The 14,594-nt window shown below is 42.1% G+C and carries 14 protein-coding genes; 6 read left to right on the top strand and 8 right to left on the bottom strand.

All coding sequences use genetic code 11. From position 1 onward, the window contains the following. Nucleotides 1-78 precede the first annotated feature (78 nt). Nucleotides 79-1,551 carry an arginine decarboxylase gene (gene speA, locus MHI44_RS19460; RefSeq protein WP_014479695.1) on the top strand — a complete coding sequence of 491 codons (1,473 nt, stop codon included), beginning with the start codon at nucleotides 79-81 and terminating at the stop codon, nucleotides 1,549-1,551. 53 nt (nucleotides 1,552-1,604) lie between these two features. On the opposite strand, the gene MHI44_RS19455 is transcribed toward speA, so the two are convergent. Next, nucleotides 1,605-1,724, bottom strand: coding sequence for a GapA-binding peptide SR1P (locus MHI44_RS19455; RefSeq protein WP_003232305.1), 120 nt, complete (start codon nucleotides 1,722-1,724; stop codon nucleotides 1,605-1,607). A gap of 418 nt (nucleotides 1,725-2,142) precedes the next feature. Here MHI44_RS19455 and slp point away from each other — a divergent pair, with 418 nt between their 5' ends. Then, the gene (gene slp, locus MHI44_RS19450; RefSeq protein WP_003245672.1) at nucleotides 2,143-2,517 is read left to right on the top strand and encodes a peptidoglycan-associated lipoprotein Slp; all 375 of its coding nucleotides are present in this window, start codon (nucleotides 2,143-2,145) and stop codon (nucleotides 2,515-2,517) included. 44 nt (nucleotides 2,518-2,561) lie between these two features. Here slp and lpdA read toward each other — a convergent pair whose 3' ends face one another. The 5 genes from lpdA to MHI44_RS19425 all read right to left on the bottom strand — a co-directional run bounded on the left by lpdA (nucleotide 2,562) and on the right by MHI44_RS19425 (nucleotide 8,630). Next, on the bottom strand, nucleotides 2,562-3,974 hold the full coding sequence (gene lpdA / locus MHI44_RS19445; protein WP_003232309.1) for a dihydrolipoyl dehydrogenase: 1,413 nt from the start codon (nucleotides 3,972-3,974) through the stop codon (nucleotides 2,562-2,564). Nucleotides 3,975-3,978: 4 nt separating this feature from the next. Further along, nucleotides 3,979-5,325, bottom strand: a complete 1,347-nt coding sequence (gene pdhC / locus MHI44_RS19440; protein ID WP_085186116.1) for a pyruvate dehydrogenase complex dihydrolipoyllysine-residue acetyltransferase — start codon at nucleotides 5,323-5,325, stop codon at nucleotides 3,979-3,981. Between the two features lie 114 nt (nucleotides 5,326-5,439). Then, the gene (gene pdhB, locus MHI44_RS19435; RefSeq protein WP_003232313.1) at nucleotides 5,440-6,417 is read right to left on the bottom strand and encodes a pyruvate dehydrogenase complex E1 component subunit beta; all 978 of its coding nucleotides are present in this window, start codon (nucleotides 6,415-6,417) and stop codon (nucleotides 5,440-5,442) included. A gap of 3 nt (nucleotides 6,418-6,420) precedes the next feature. Next, nucleotides 6,421-7,536: a pyruvate dehydrogenase (acetyl-transferring) E1 component subunit alpha gene (gene pdhA, locus MHI44_RS19430; RefSeq protein WP_003222294.1), complete on the bottom strand. Its 1,116-nt coding sequence runs from the start codon at nucleotides 7,534-7,536 to the stop codon at nucleotides 6,421-6,423. Between the two features lie 422 nt (nucleotides 7,537-7,958). Then, nucleotides 7,959-8,630, bottom strand: a complete 672-nt coding sequence (locus MHI44_RS19425) for a YkyA family protein (protein WP_327847584.1) — start codon at nucleotides 8,628-8,630, stop codon at nucleotides 7,959-7,961. 213 nt (nucleotides 8,631-8,843) lie between these two features. Here MHI44_RS19425 and MHI44_RS19420 point away from each other — a divergent pair, with 213 nt between their 5' ends. Next, entirely contained in the window at nucleotides 8,844-9,002 is a 159-nt protein-coding gene (locus MHI44_RS19420) for a YjcZ family sporulation protein (protein ID WP_003232317.1), read from the top strand. 109 nt (nucleotides 9,003-9,111) lie between these two features. Beyond that, nucleotides 9,112-9,666: a peptide deformylase gene (gene def / locus MHI44_RS19415; RefSeq protein WP_003245474.1), complete on the top strand. Its 555-nt coding sequence runs from the start codon at nucleotides 9,112-9,114 to the stop codon at nucleotides 9,664-9,666. 35 nt (nucleotides 9,667-9,701) lie between these two features. Here def and MHI44_RS19410 read toward each other — a convergent pair whose 3' ends face one another. Beyond that, the gene (locus MHI44_RS19410; protein ID WP_015252170.1) at nucleotides 9,702-10,475 is read right to left on the bottom strand and encodes a Cof-type HAD-IIB family hydrolase; all 774 of its coding nucleotides are present in this window, start codon (nucleotides 10,473-10,475) and stop codon (nucleotides 9,702-9,704) included. A gap of 385 nt (nucleotides 10,476-10,860) precedes the next feature. Between MHI44_RS19410 and rnpZA the strand changes: the two genes are divergently transcribed. Then, a complete protein-coding gene (gene rnpZA, locus MHI44_RS19405) occupies nucleotides 10,861-11,070 on the top strand; it encodes an RNA polymerase subunit omega 1 (protein WP_003222303.1) in 210 nt (69 codons plus the stop codon). A gap of 5 nt (nucleotides 11,071-11,075) precedes the next feature. Then, on the top strand, nucleotides 11,076-12,743 hold the full coding sequence (gene rnjA / locus MHI44_RS19400) for a ribonuclease J1 (protein WP_003245660.1): 1,668 nt from the start codon (nucleotides 11,076-11,078) through the stop codon (nucleotides 12,741-12,743). A 33-nt stretch (nucleotides 12,744-12,776) separates the two neighbouring features. On the opposite strand, the gene ade is transcribed toward rnjA, so the two are convergent. Further along, on the bottom strand, nucleotides 12,777-14,510 hold the full coding sequence (gene ade / locus MHI44_RS19395) for an adenine deaminase (protein WP_339202549.1): 1,734 nt from the start codon (nucleotides 14,508-14,510) through the stop codon (nucleotides 12,777-12,779). Between the last annotated feature and the right edge of the window lie 84 nt (nucleotides 14,511-14,594).

Raw genomic sequence — 14,594 nt, 5'->3', positions numbered from 1 at the left:
ACGTCTAAAAAACGGTTGAGAAACTGATTTTAATACACACTATTATGCATAGGTATGATTACAAAGGTGGGAAAACAATTGTCGCAACATGAAACACCCTTATACACAGGACTGAAAAAGCATGCAAGCAGACAGCCTGTTCAATTCCACATTCCCGGCCATAAAAAAGGGGCAGGAATGGACCCAGAATTCAGACAATTTATCGGTGAAAACGCGTTAAGCATAGATTTAATTAATATTGAACCATTAGACGATCTGCACGCGCCAAAAGGCATTATTAAACAAGCACAAGATCTGGCTGCTGAAGCATTTGGAGCGGATCATACATTTTTTTCTGTTCAAGGAACAAGCGGCGCCATTATGACAATGGTAATGGCTGTTTGCGGACCTGGTGATAAAATTATTATTCCAAGAAATGTTCATAAATCAATTATGACAGCTATTGTATTTTCCGGAGCGGTTCCAATTTTTATTCATCCTGAAATTGACAATGAATTGGGCATCTCCCACGGCATTACACTTGAATCTGCTAAACGGGCGCTTACCGAACATCCGGATGCAAAAGGGCTTCTCGTCATCAACCCGACATATTTCGGTGTTGCAGCCGACTTAAAAAGCATCGTAGAACTCGCTCATTCGTTTGATGTGCCAGTGCTTGTGGATGAAGCACACGGCGTTCACATTCATTTTCACGACGAATTGCCGCTATCGGCTATGCAGGCAGGAGCGGACATAGCAGCGACAAGTGTACACAAGCTGGGCGGATCACTCACGCAAAGTTCGATTTTAAACATGAGAGAGGGCCTTGTATCAAAAGACAGAGTGCAATCCATCCTGAGCATGCTGACAACTACGTCAACTTCTTACTTGCTTCTTGCTTCTTTGGATGTTGCCAGAAAACGCCTTGCAACAGAAGGCCACCAGCTTGCTGAGGAAACACTCAAGCTTGCCAATCAGACGAGAGATCGCCTCAATCAGATTGAAGGCATTTATTGTGTCGGTTCTGAGATTCTTGGGTCGAAAGCAGCTTACAGCTATGATCCGACAAAATTGATTATCTCTGTGAAAAGTCTTGGCCTGACAGGACATGACGTGGAAAAATGGCTTCGTGAATCCTTTAATATTGAGGTTGAGCTTTCTGATCTGTACAATATTTTGTGTATTTTCACTCCTGGTGACAGCCAAAATGATGCAGACCGGCTTGTAGAGGCTTTAACTGAGATCGCACAGCAAATGTCAGAACAAGATGTAACACATCAGCAAACTGAGGTTCTGCTTCCAGAAATACCTTTATTGGCAATGACTCCGCGTGATGCTTTTTATGCAAATACGGAAGTCATCCCATTAAAAGAAGCATCCGGACGGATTATTGCTGAATTTGTCATGGTATATCCGCCTGGTATTCCAATCTTCATTCCAGGAGAAATTATTACAGAAGAAAACATCAGCTACATTTTTAAAAACCTTGACGCAGGCCTCCCTGTTCAAGGACCTGAGGACTCGACTTTACATATGATCCGGGTCATCAAAGAACAAAAAGCAATTCAATAAAAAATAAAAAATAAAAAATAAAAAGCATGCGGCTTTAAGCCGCATGCTTTTTTTTACTCTTCATCAACAGGACATTGACATTGTCCGCAGCATGTTCCGTATAATGTTGTCACTTTCTCATCTTCAAAGTAATGAATGGCTTCGTTGCAATCTTGGCAAACAATCGTACCCATCTCTTATTCCCCATTTCTTTGAAATTTGAAAACGCTTAATTTCTTTTGTTGTTATTATATTAATATGTCACATTTAAAATGTCAACAATAAACTGTATAACACATTTAATTTTAGATCATCATATAGACCATGCTTTTCCATTTTCCCTCATACAATATCTTCTTCATACAGAAGCTTTACTCGATATATATGCCACAGCACATAATGTAATTTCACGTTTTCTTGAACTTTCATCCAAGAATGCAGCAAAAAATTCAATATACCCCAGGTTGCTATTTTAAACGATTGATATAATATGTAATCTCACTTTAAAAACGGTTTCAATTATATAACAATTAGGTAACAAGAAGCAGATTAAGCCGCCTCTCGTGATAAACTAAAGCTAGTTAACTACTGTTTATACAGAGGAGAAGATAGATGCGATATCGCGCGGTATTCCCCATGCTGATAATAGTATTTGCTTTATCGGGCTGTACGCTTTCCACCATCAATCCGATGAAAAAAAGCCGGATTGACAACATTCATCATACACAAATCCTGTTTTTTTCTGATGAGAACCAAATAGACCAGGAAGCGCCTTATTACGATGCACTGCTTGATTTAGAAAAAGATTATCCCGAGCAAATAGATAAAATGAAGGTCTATGATAAAAAAGAAGGCTGGGAAGATGAGATTGAAACTGTCCCTACCCTTATGGTTGTTGATCAGCGCCATGTCGTGGTGAAAATCGAGGGATGTGTGAAAAAGAAAGAAGACATCATTAAACCATTACAGCATGTGCTGTCAAAATAAAAAAACAGCCCCGCTTTGAGCGAGGGCTGTTTTTGATATGAAAATTATTTTACGATGTGAATCGGACTTCCGATTGCCACTTCAGCAGCTTCCATTGTGATTTCACCCAATGTTGGGTGAGCGTGAATTGTCATCGCGATATCTTCAGCAGTCATGCCGCCTTCAATCGCTAAGCTTAATTCAGAAATCATATCAGAAGCACTTGCTCCGGCGATTTGTGCACCGATCACAAGACCGTCCTCTTTACGAGTGATCAGCTTCATGAAGCCGTCTGTTTCGTTAAGAGAAAGCGCGCGGCCGTTTGCGGCAAATGGGAATTTAGCAGCAACAATGTCAAGACCTTCTTCTTTCGCCTGTGCTTCAGTGTAACCAACTGATGCAAGTTCAGGCTCAGAGAAAACAACCGCAGGAATACCAAGGTAATCGATTTCTGCAGGCTCTCCAGCGATAGCTTCTGCTGCGATTTTACCTTCGTAAGATGCTTTATGAGCAAGCGGCGGTCCTTCGATGATATCACCGATTGCATAAATGTTAGGTACGTTTGTGCGGCACTGTTTGTCAGTTTTCACGATACCGCGGTCCGTCATTTCGATACCGACTTGCTCAAGACCAAGCTCATCAGTGTTTGGACGGCGTCCTACTGTAATCAATACGTAATCAGCATCAACAGTTTTTTCTTCGCCTTTTACTTCGAAAGTAACTGTTACGCCGTCTGGTCTTTCTTCAACGCCTTTAGCCATCGCGTTTGTATGGATTTCAACGTTGCCTTTTTTCTTCAGTCTGCGTGTAACGAGAGAACTCATTTGTTTTTCGAAGCCAGGAAGAATTTCATCTCCGCCTTCAAGAATAACAAGTTCAGTACCGAAGTTAGCATACGCAGTTCCAAGTTCAGTTCCGATGTATCCGCCGCCGATAACAACGAGCTTTTTAGGAATTTCTTTAAGAGCCAAAGCGCCAGTTGAATTCAGGACACGCTCACTATATTTGAAGTTTGGCAATTCGATAGGACGAGATCCAGTAGCAATGATTGCGTTTTTGAACGTGTATGTTTGAGCAGAGTTCTCATCCATCACACGAACTGAATTGCTGTCTACAAAGTAAGCTTCACCTTTTACAACATCTACTTTGTTGCCTTTAAGAAGACCTGCTACACCGCCAGTAAGCTTGTTGACAACAGAAGCTTTCCATTCTTGAACTTTTGTGAAATCAACTGTTACATTCTCAGCAGTGATTCCCATGTCATCAGAATGTTTTGCATTCTCATAACGGTGACCTGCATTGATCAGCGCTTTTGAAGGGATACATCCAACGTTCAGACAAACGCCTCCAAGAGTTGCTTTTTCAACGACTGTTACTTTTTGTCCAAGCTGTGCAGCGCGGATGGCAGCTACATAGCCGCCAGGTCCCGCACCAATTACAAGAGTATCTGTTTCAATAGGGAAATCTCCTACTACCATAACATTACGCCTCCATTAAAATTAATTGTGGATCGTTCAGTAAACGCTTGATGTGATTTAATGCATTTTGCGCAGTTGCTCCGTCGATCATACGGTGGTCGAAGCTGAGAGAAAGAGCTAAGACTGGAGCTGCTACGATTTCGCCATCACGAACAATCGCTTTTTCTGCAATGCGTCCGATACCAAGAATCGCAACTTCTGGATGGTTGATAACCGGAGTGAACCATTGTCCGCCGGCAGAACCGATGTTTGTAATTGTGCAAGATGCGCCTTTCATTTCAGCTGGAGCAAGCTTGCCTTCACGAGCTTTTGTTGCAAGGCCATTGATCTCATCAGAAATTTCAAAGACAGATTTACGATCTGCATTTTTCACAACCGGTACAAGCAAGCCTTTTTCAGTGTCAGCAGCGATACCGATGTTGAAGTAATGTTTTTGGATGACTTCATCTGTTTTATCGTCAATTGACGTGTTTAAAACAGGGAATTTTTTCAGTGCAGATGTAAGAGCTTTTACAACGTAAGGCAAGTAAGTCAGCTTGATTCCTTGATCAGCAGCAACCTGTTTGAACTGTTTACGATGTGCAACAAGGTTTGTTACGTCCACTTCGTCCATTAACGTTACGTGAGGAGCAGTGTGTTTAGAGTTAACCATCGCTTTTGCAATTGCTTTACGGATACCGCTCATTTTTTCGCGTGTTTCTGGGAATTCGCCCTCTGGAGCTGGTGCAGCAGCCGGTTTAGCAGCTGTTTCTTGTGGTGCAGCTGTTTCTTGTGGTGCAGCTGTTTCTTGCGGTGCTGCTTCTTGCGCTCCTCCGTTTACAAAGCTGTCGATATCTTCTTTTACAACACGTCCGTTGTTGCCTGAACCAGTAACCTTACGGATGTCTACGCCTTTTTCACGAGCATATTTACGTACGGAAGGCATAGCGATCACGCGTTTGTTCGGGTCAACTTCAGCTTGATCCTGCTGTCCTGCGCCAGTAGCTTTTGCAGGCTCTTGAGCTTGCTCTTCTTTCGCAACGTCTTGTCCAGCTTCTGCAGTTGACTGAACTTGTGCTTCAGTTTTCGCATCGTCAGACTCGTCGCTGCCTTTAAATTGAAGATCTTCGTAACCAGGTGCATCAAACGTAATAATCGTTTGTCCAACAGTTGCAACCGTTCCCTCTTCAACTTTTAATTCTAATACTTTTCCTTTAACAGGTGAAGGAATTTCTACTACTGCTTTATCATTTTGGACTTCAGCCAGTACATCATCTTCGTCTACCTCGTCGTTAGGCTTGACAAACCATTTTACGATTTCGCCTTCGTGGATACCTTCCCCGATATCTGGAAGTTTAAATTCAAATGCCACAGTTCTCGACCTCCTAGTTTGATTAAGCAATTTTAAAGTTTACATCGTAAGCATTGAAAACAGATATATAATAGAGGGAAAACGTTCATCTTCCCTCTCGATTATGCAGTTTGATTAAAATTCAAGCACTTTTCTTGCTGTTTCAAGAACGTCTTTATGGTTTGGAAGCCATACGCTCTCCGCTTGAGAGAAAGGAAATACTGTATCTGGCGCTGCAACGCGAAGTACAGGTGCTTCCAAGCTCAGGATCGCACGGTCATTAATTTCTGCTACTACGTTTGCAGCAATACCGGCTTGTTTTTGTGCCTCTTGAACGACAATCGCGCGTCCTGTTTTTTCTACAGAGGCGATAATTGTATCGATATCAAGTGGGCTTACTGTACGAAGGTCGACAACTTCAGCAGAAATGCCGTCTTTTTCAAGCTCATCAGCAGCTTTTAATGATTCATGAACCATTGCGCCGTAAGTGATGATTGAAAGATCAGTACCTTCACGTTTCACGTCAGCTTTTCCAAGCTCAATTGTGTATTCTTCTTCAGGAACTTCCTGACGGAAAGAACGGTAAAGCTTCATATGCTCTAAGAAGACAACAGGATCATTGTCTCTGATCGCAGAAATTAAAAGTCCTTTGGCATCGTAAGGAGTTGATGGAATAACAACTTTGATACCAGGCTGTTGTGCAACAAGACCTTCCAAGCTGTCAGCGTGAAGTTCAGGAGTATGAACACCGCCGCCGAATGGAGAACGAATTGTTACAGGTGAAGTCCAGCGTCCGCCAGAACGGTAGCGCATACGAGCCATTTGGCCAGAAACTGAATCCATTACTTCATAAACAAATCCGAAGAATTGGATTTCCATTACCGGACGGAAGCCGTTTAAGCCTAAACCAAGGGCAAGACCGCCGATACCAGATTCAGCAAGTGGCGTGTCAAACACACGGTCTTCACCGAATTCTTTTTGCAATCCTTCTGTCGCACGGAATACGCCGCCGTTTACACCAACGTCTTCTCCGAAAACTAAGACATTTTCGTCATTTTTCAGTTCTGTGCGTAACGCATCCGTGATTGCTTGAATCATTGTCATTTGCGCCATGGCTTACTTCGACTCCTTCTGTGTATAAATTTCAAATTGCTCCTCAAGGTTGTGAGGCATTTTTTCGTACATGATTTTCATTAAATCAGTTACTTTTTGCTTCGGTTCAGCATCAGCTTTTTTGATCGCTTGCTTAATTTCTTCTTTCGCATCCTCAATCACTTTTGCTTCTTCTTCTTCAGACCATAAGCCTTTGTTTTCAAGGAACGCACGGAAACGTACAAGCGGATCTTTTTGTTCCCACTCATTTTCGATTTCTTTTGTACGATATTTAGTAGGATCGTCACCAGCCATTGTGTGCGGGCCATAACGGAATGTAAGTGTTTCAATTAGTGTTGGACCTTCGCCGTTGATTGCGCGCTCGCGTGCTTCAGCAGTTGCTGCGTATACAGCAAGCGGATCCATTCCGTCTACTTGTACGCCGACAATACCGGCAGCTACAGCTTTTTGTGCAATTGTTTCAGCTGCAGATTGTTTTTCAACAGGAGTTGAAATCGCGTAACGGTTGTTTTGTACCACGAAGATTGCAGGTGCTTTATAAGCTCCGGCAAAGTTAATTCCTTCGTAGAAGTCCCCTTGAGAAGCTCCGCCGTCACCAGTGTAAGTGATTGCGACAGCTTTCTTACCGCGTTTTTTAAGACCTAGCGCAACACCGGCCGTTTGAATGTATTGAGCACCGATAATGATTTGTGGAGAAAGGGCATTCACATCATCAGGCATTTGGTTTCCTCTGAAATGTCCGCGAGAGAAAAGAAACGCTTGATATAATGGAAGGCCGTGCCAAATTAACTGAGGCACATCACGGTATCCAGGAAGAACAAAGTCTTCTTTTTCAAGCGCGAAATGCGTTGCAATCTGAGAAGCTTCTTGACCCGCAGTAGGAGCGTAAAATCCGAGACGTCCTTGACGGTTTAATGAGATAGAGCGTTGGTCAAGCACACGCGTAAATACCATGCGGCGCATTAGCTCTTTTAATTGATCATCAGTTAAATCAGGCATCGCCGCTTCATTCACGACTTCTCCCTTTTCATTTAAAATTTGGAACGTTTCGAACTGCTTTTTAATGGCATCAAATTGCTTCTTACTGTCAACGATAGCTTTTTTCGTTTTTGCAGCCATACTAAGTCACCTCTTCCTTTCTTTTAAACAGTCATTAGACGTGCATTCCTTTTATACATACAAACTTAGGGTACCCTAAAGTATCAGCAGTAAGTCGTATTATATTTTAGCCGATCCCCAGTTTGCCAAAACCTTTTATGTAGGATAGTTACACTCTGCTTTGAACTGTATTATTTCGAAGTTGTAAAAAACTAATACAACACCGCTTAACATGGATTAGTTTACACCAAATAAAGAAGAACCGTCAATCGTTTTCATCGCTGATTTTCAATAAATGTATTCGCTTTACATTTTCATCAAAAAAACAGATGCCAACCGCACCCAAAACTGTACTAGTATACCTTACTATGCTGTACTACAATAGAAATGAAAATTTTGAACGAAATCCGAATCGCATTTCATTCAAAAAAGAGCTGATCGAGTCAGCTCTTTTTCACACGATAGCCTGCAGCATCATATAAATCTTCCCGGGCTTTATTATATTTTTCGGTTTGTTCATTAAATTCTCCGCTATATTTAAGGATCTTTTCATAAGAAGCATTGACTTTATCGATCTGCTGATCCAGATCATCTCTTGTCAAGTCTTTGTCTTTCAGCTGCATATACAGTTTTTTATTAAGCTCAAGCGCTTTTTTATACTCTTTATACATAGTGCCATATGATGTATATCTTTTCTCCATATGGGTTGCTGCGGCATCGGCCTTTTCTTTTATGTCTTTTTCCTTAATATGTTCCGCTGACGTTTTTGCTTCCTCAAATTCTGTTTCCGATTTTTTCATGCTGTCATTTTCAAGCTTTAGGTGTTCTTCGAGCTTGCTGACATTTTCAAGCGCCTTATTAGATAAAGCAACAATTTTTTTATAATCATCCATATTGAGCTTCATAACACTATCGTAAAGCTGATTTTCTTTGGCCTCTAATTCTTTGAGTGTGTTTTGTTCTTCTTGAAACGGCTTTTCCGATTCCGCGGCTTTTTCTAATGAATGATGAAGTGAATCAACCGGGTCCTGTCCCATGCATCCTGTTAATATCAGTGCCATAGCACAAAAAGCTCCGATCTTGATTCCAGGCCGCCGTTTTATAGCGTCTTTCACGTTAAATCCCCCAATCTTGACAATTTCTACTATAGAATCCATGGGGACATTTGGCAATAGCCGTGCTGTATAAATGCAATACTGAAATTAAATCAAAAAAGTGAAAAATCAGGACAGATGACCATACAACTTTTTTGTTTTTACATAGGTTATATTAGACGCTATGCCTACTTATAAAGGCTCTGGCGTAATTAAAAGAGGAGGTTATGTAATATGTATGGATATGGTTACGGCGGAGGCTGCTGCAGTTATGGTGGTTACGGATATGGTGGCTGCGGATATGGCTACGGCCGCACCTTTGCGCTAATCGTTGTTTTATTCATTCTGTTAATCATTGTCGGAGCTGCTTATTTAGGCGGAGGCTGTTGCTAACCACACAGCATGAAATTGACCAGCCATATACGGCTGGTCATTCGTTTCGTTGCACCTTTGTGAAGAAATCCGATATAATTTACATATTAAGCTTTAGGAGTGAAGTTTCTTGATTACTATGGAAAACATCGTACGTGACGGCCATCCAGCCCTCAGAGAGACTGCCGAACCTGTTGAGCTGCCTCCAACTGATGCAGAAAAACAGCAGCTGGCCGACATGATCGAATTTGTTAAAAACAGTCAAAATCCGGAATTAGCCGAAAAATACAAGCTGCGCCCTGGCGTAGGACTCGCAGCTCCTCAAATTAATATCAAAAAACGAATGATCGCCGTTCATGCGGAAGATGCTTCCGGTAAACTATACAGCTATGCTCTGTTTAATCCTAAGATCGTCAGCCATTCAGTTGAAAAAAGCTACTTAACAAGCGGCGAGGGCTGCCTCTCTGTAGATGAAGCGATTCCCGGTTATGTTCCCCGCTATGCTCGCATCAGAGTAAAAGGAACAACACTAGAAGGCGAAAATATTGATATTCGTTTAAAAGGATTTCCGGCTATTGTGTTTCAGCATGAGATCGATCATTTGAACGGCGTTATGTTCTATGATCATATTGACAAGGAAAATCCTTTCAAAGAACCTGAAAATGCAATCGCAATTGAGCGCTAAAAGAAAAAACGGCTGGCACAATGCCAGCCATTTCTTTATTTTAAAAGGCCCAATTCTTTGACAGCGTATGCAATTCCATCCTCGTCCACCGGTTTTGTTACAAAGTCCGCGATTTCTTTCAGTTCGGGAACAGCATTTCCCATAGCAACGCCTGTCCCAACATATTCAATCATTTGCAGATCATTTAATCCGTCGCCGAAAGCATATGTATCGCCGATATCAAACGGAAGACGCTCAATCACTTTTTTGATTCCTTCTGCCTTCGAACCTCCGTGCGGCAGAACATCAGTCGATAGCTCATGCCAGCGAACTAGATCAAACTCAGGAAAAGCGGCATAAGCTTTTTCTTCTTCATCCTGACAAAATAAAAGAAGCTGAAAAATTTCTTTTCCTTCATAAAAAAGGTCATCGGTCTCTGGGTAATCGGTTTTAAGGCTGCCGATTCCCTCGAGAACATGAGGGTGATCCGCAACAGTCGCTTTCATCGTGTCCTCAGCCATAAACACAACAGGATGCTTGCCTTCATCCGCCTGCTTTAATAATCGCCTGATTGCATCTTCAGGCAGCGGATTTTTATAAATCACTTGATTTTCAAAGACAACAAACTGTCCATTGTAGGAAATAAATGAGTGGATGCCCAGCTCCTCCAAAATCGGCTTAACCAAAAATGGAGACCGGCCGCTGGCAATAAACACATGATGCCCTTGGCGCTGCAGCTCCGCCACGGTTTTTCTCGTACTTTCCGGTATATTCTTATCATGATCATATATTGTGCCGTCAATATCAAAAAAGATTAATTTAGAATCCATCGCAACTTCCCCTTTATCGTCTTGGTCTGCAATTCCCACCCTCATCATACAAAAAGATTGTCATTCAGCAAACAATTTCGTTCAAAAATCATATTAAATTCCATTAATAACCACGAAAAGTCTTCCTCAATCTCCGTATACTATTTGTATAAAAAAACTCTGGGACAAATATTTTAATAAAGGAGGAACTGGCTAATGCTGCGTAAATTAAGAAAGAAACTCAGAAGACAATGGAACGGAATGCTCCGTAAGAAAGCAATTGCCTGACAAGGGATCTTTCACTTTTTGAGAGATCCTTATTTTGCTCAAGGCTTTCCTTATATTCCGTTTTCGAATATAATAGAATGAGCGAGTCTAACATACGGCATTTAAGGAGAGATTTGGAATGATTTATAAGGTATTTTATCAAGAGAAGGCTGACGAAGTACCTGTTCGGGAAAAGACAGATTCACTTTATATTGAAGGCGTATCTGAGCGTGACGTCAGAACAAAGCTGAAAGAAAAGAAATTTAATATTGAGTTTATTACACCTGTTGATGGTGCATTCTTAGAATATGAACAACAGAGCGAAAATTTTAAAGTATTGGAGTTATGAGCGGTATGAAATTTGTAAAAAATGATCAGACTGCTGTTTTCGCCCTCGGAGGTTTGGGCGAAATCGGTAAAAATACGTACGCGGTGCAATTCCAGGATGAAATTGTACTGATTGATGCGGGGATCAAGTTTCCCGAGGACGAACTGCTCGGAATTGACTACGTCATCCCTGATTATACGTATTTAGTCAAAAACGAAGATAAAATTAAAGGGCTTTTTATCACCCACGGGCACGAAGACCACATCGGTGGTATTCCATACCTGCTCAGACAAGTGAATATTCCTGTATACGGCGGAAAACTCGCGATCGGCTTACTTCGGAATAAACTTGAAGAGCATGGATTATTGAGACAGACGAAACTGAACATTATCGGCGAGGATGATATTGTAAAGTTCCGCAAAACGGCTGTGTCATTCTTCAGAACAACACACAGTATTCCGGATTCCTACGGCATTGTTGTAAAAACGCCGCCCGGAAACATCGTACATACTGGGGATTTCAAATTCGACTTTACTCCAGTCGGCGAGCCGGCAAACTTAACGAAAATGGCCGAAATCGGTAAGGAAGGCGTTTTGTGCCTTCTTTCAGACAGCACAAACAGTGAAAATCCGGAGTTTACCATGTCTGAGCGCCGTGTAGGAGAAAGCATTCATGACATTTTCCGCAAGGTGGACGGCCGAATTATCTTCGCTACATTTGCGTCGAATATTCACCGCTTGCAGCAGGTAATTGAAGCTGCTGTACAAAATGGAAGAAAAGTTGCCGTATTTGGACGCAGTATGGAATCGGCTATCGAAATTGGACAGACACTCGGTTATATTAACTGTCCTAAAAATACGTTTATTGAGCATAACGAAATCAATCGTATGCCTGCTAATAAAGTAACAATTTTATGTACAGGAAGCCAAGGGGAACCAATGGCGGCGTTATCAAGAATTGCAAACGGCACACACCGCCAAATTTCAATCAATCCTGGGGATACGGTCGTATTTTCTTCATCCCCTATCCCAGGCAACACAATCAGCGTGAGTCGAACAATCAACCAGCTGTATCGTGCGGGTGCTGAGGTTATTCACGGCCCTCTTAACGATATCCATACATCCGGTCACGGCGGACAGGAAGAACAGAAGCTGATGCTTCGTTTAATCAAGCCTAAATTCTTCATGCCGATTCACGGTGAGTACAGAATGCAAAAGATGCATGTCAAGCTTGCAACAGATTGTGGCATCCCAGAGGAAAACTGCTTTATCATGGATAATGGTGAAGTATTAGCACTTAAAGGCGATGAGGCTTCAGTTGCAGGAAAAATCCCGTCCGGTTCAGTGTACATTGACGGAAGCGGTATCGGTGATATTGGCAATATCGTACTTCGTGATCGCAGAATTCTCTCTGAAGAAGGACTTGTCATCGTTGTTGTCAGCATTGACATGGACGACTTCAAGATTTCAGCGGGTCCAGATTTGATTTCCAGAGGATTTGTGTACATGAGAGAATCTGGCGACTTGATCAACGACGCTCAAGAGCTCATTTCAAATCACTTACAAAAAGTAATGGAACGAAAAACGACTCAATGGTCTGAAATCAAAAACGAGATTACAGACACTCTTGCGCCTTTCTTGTACGAAAAAACAAAGCGCCGTCCAATGATCCTGCCGATCATTATGGAGGTTTAAAAAAAGAGGCACTCCCTAAGGGAGTGCCTCTTTTTATTGCAGTGATATGTGTTGAAATGATTTTACATCGAATAAGCCCGTAGTCGTCATTTTAATATCAGGAATGACAGGCAACGCTAAAAACGACAATGTCAAAAATGGATTAAATCCGCCTGTGAAACCGATTAACGGCAATTTATCATGAAGCGTCAGCAAGCTTTGATTCACTTGCTCTGCAGATTGGTCGGATAATAACCCTGCAATCGGCAGCGGTACTGAATGGAGCTCTTCCCCATTTTTTATAATCGTTAATCCTCCGCCAATTTCCTGCAGCTTATTAACTGCCGCCGCGATATCCTCATCATTCGTTCCGACAGCAATAATATTATGGGAGTCGTGTGAAATGGTTGTGGCAATCGCTCCGCTCTTGAATCCAAAACCTTTCACAACACCAAGTCCGGTTTCTTTTAATCCTTTATGCCGCTCGACAACTGCAATCTTTAACAAATCAAACTCAGTGTCAGGCTCAAATTCGCGGGCATCAGGAGCCGGAACTTGTACTAATCGTGTTTCAAGCTGATTTGGTATGATTTGAATGACATTGATCTGCTCCTCTGAATCGATTGGCATATGAAAATCCTGTTTGTTAAGAGGAGCAGCAAGCTTAACAGAATCAAGCAGTGCCTGATCTGGTGCTGCAGTTGAAGCATGATCCTGATAAACCGCTTTGCTGTCTTCAGCAACAGTCTGCCCTTTTACCATCGTCATTGTGACAGTGACATTTTCCAGATCAGATACAAAGAGCAAATCAGCGTCAAAACCTGGGGCAATCGCTCCCTTTGTATCTAATCCGTAGCATTCGGCCGCATTGAGGCTTCCTAATTGATAGGCTAAAAACGGATCAAGTCCAGCTTGAATCGCCATTTTCACCTGATGGTTTACACTTCCCTCTGACAATAAATCATCCACATGCTTATCATCCGTACAGAAAAAGAACCGGCGTGCGTTCTTTTCATTCACCGCCGGCAGCACATTGAGCGTGTTTTTGGCGACTGATCCTTCACGCATCATGACATACATGCCTCTTCTGATACGATCAAGGGCTTCTTCCTTCGATGTTACTTCATGGTCGTTTAAGACAAAGGCGGTTCTGTAAATGTTAATGAGGTCTGTTGATAAACCAGCTAAATGACCGTCTATCCGTTTTCCTGCCACACGGGCATCGAGCAGTTTCTGAACCATGTCTTCTTCAGCCTGCTGAACCGACACATAATCCATAACTTCAGCCAGTCCTAATACTTCTTCTTCTTCATAAAAAGGCTTGAGATGGGCAGCTTTGAGAATTGCGCCTGATCGCTCAAAACTTGCGGCAGGCACACTGGAAGGAAGCATAAAATGGATATTCAGCGGTGTATGCCGAGCTTGTTCAAGCATAAACACAATCCCTTTTTCACCAGACACATTCGCGATCTCATGCGGATCTGTAACGACCGTCGTCACGCCATGAGGCAACACTGCTTTAGCGAACTCAATCGGTGTAACCATTGATGACTCAATATGTACATGTCCATCAATAAAACCCGGAACAATCATTTGTCCCTCTGCATCAATGGTATTTTCGCCTTCATACTCACCGAGGCCTACAATAACTCCATCTGTAATCGCAATATCTTCATATATCCATTCTTGATTATATACGTCCATGATTTTTCCGTTCCTAATGACGATATCAGCTTTTTGTCTTTTGGCTGAAGCATTCAGCCTATTGACTAGCGCTTCTTTATTCAAATAGGCCCCTCCTCTTTTTTATTATATGGTACAATATGCTATCGGAACGCCTGTGCTTAGTCAATGAAATTTTAAGAAATTGGC

The sequence above is a fragment of the Bacillus sp. FSL K6-1366 genome, assembly GCF_037976695.1.
Lineage (GTDB): Bacteria > Bacillota > Bacilli > Bacillales > Bacillaceae > Bacillus > Bacillus subtilis.
This window is presented reverse-complemented; position numbering and strand designations above follow the sequence as displayed.

What these genes read in the sequence shown, in the direction of transcription:
- lpdA (WP_003232309.1), bottom strand. Translation starts at nt 3,974, where the DNA reads ATGGTAGTAGGAGATTTCCCTATTGAAACAGATACTCTTGTAATTGGT.
- rnpZA (WP_003222303.1), top strand. Translation starts at nt 10,861, where the DNA reads ATGATTTATAAGGTATTTTATCAAGAGAAGGCTGACGAAGTACCTGTT.
- rnjA (WP_003245660.1), top strand. Translation starts at nt 11,076, where the DNA reads ATGAAATTTGTAAAAAATGATCAGACTGCTGTTTTCGCCCTCGGAGGT.
- MHI44_RS19410 (WP_015252170.1), bottom strand. Translation starts at nt 10,475, where the DNA reads ATGGATTCTAAATTAATCTTTTTTGATATTGACGGCACAATATATGAT.
- slp (WP_003245672.1), top strand. Translation starts at nt 2,143, where the DNA reads ATGCGATATCGCGCGGTATTCCCCATGCTGATAATAGTATTTGCTTTA.
- MHI44_RS19420 (WP_003232317.1), top strand. Translation starts at nt 8,844, where the DNA reads ATGTATGGATATGGTTACGGCGGAGGCTGCTGCAGTTATGGTGGTTAC.
- pdhB (WP_003232313.1), bottom strand. Translation starts at nt 6,417, where the DNA reads ATGGCGCAAATGACAATGATTCAAGCAATCACGGATGCGTTACGCACA.
- MHI44_RS19455 (WP_003232305.1), bottom strand. Translation starts at nt 1,724, where the DNA reads ATGGGTACGATTGTTTGCCAAGATTGCAACGAAGCCATTCATTACTTT.
- pdhA (WP_003222294.1), bottom strand. Translation starts at nt 7,536, where the DNA reads ATGGCTGCAAAAACGAAAAAAGCTATCGTTGACAGTAAGAAGCAATTT.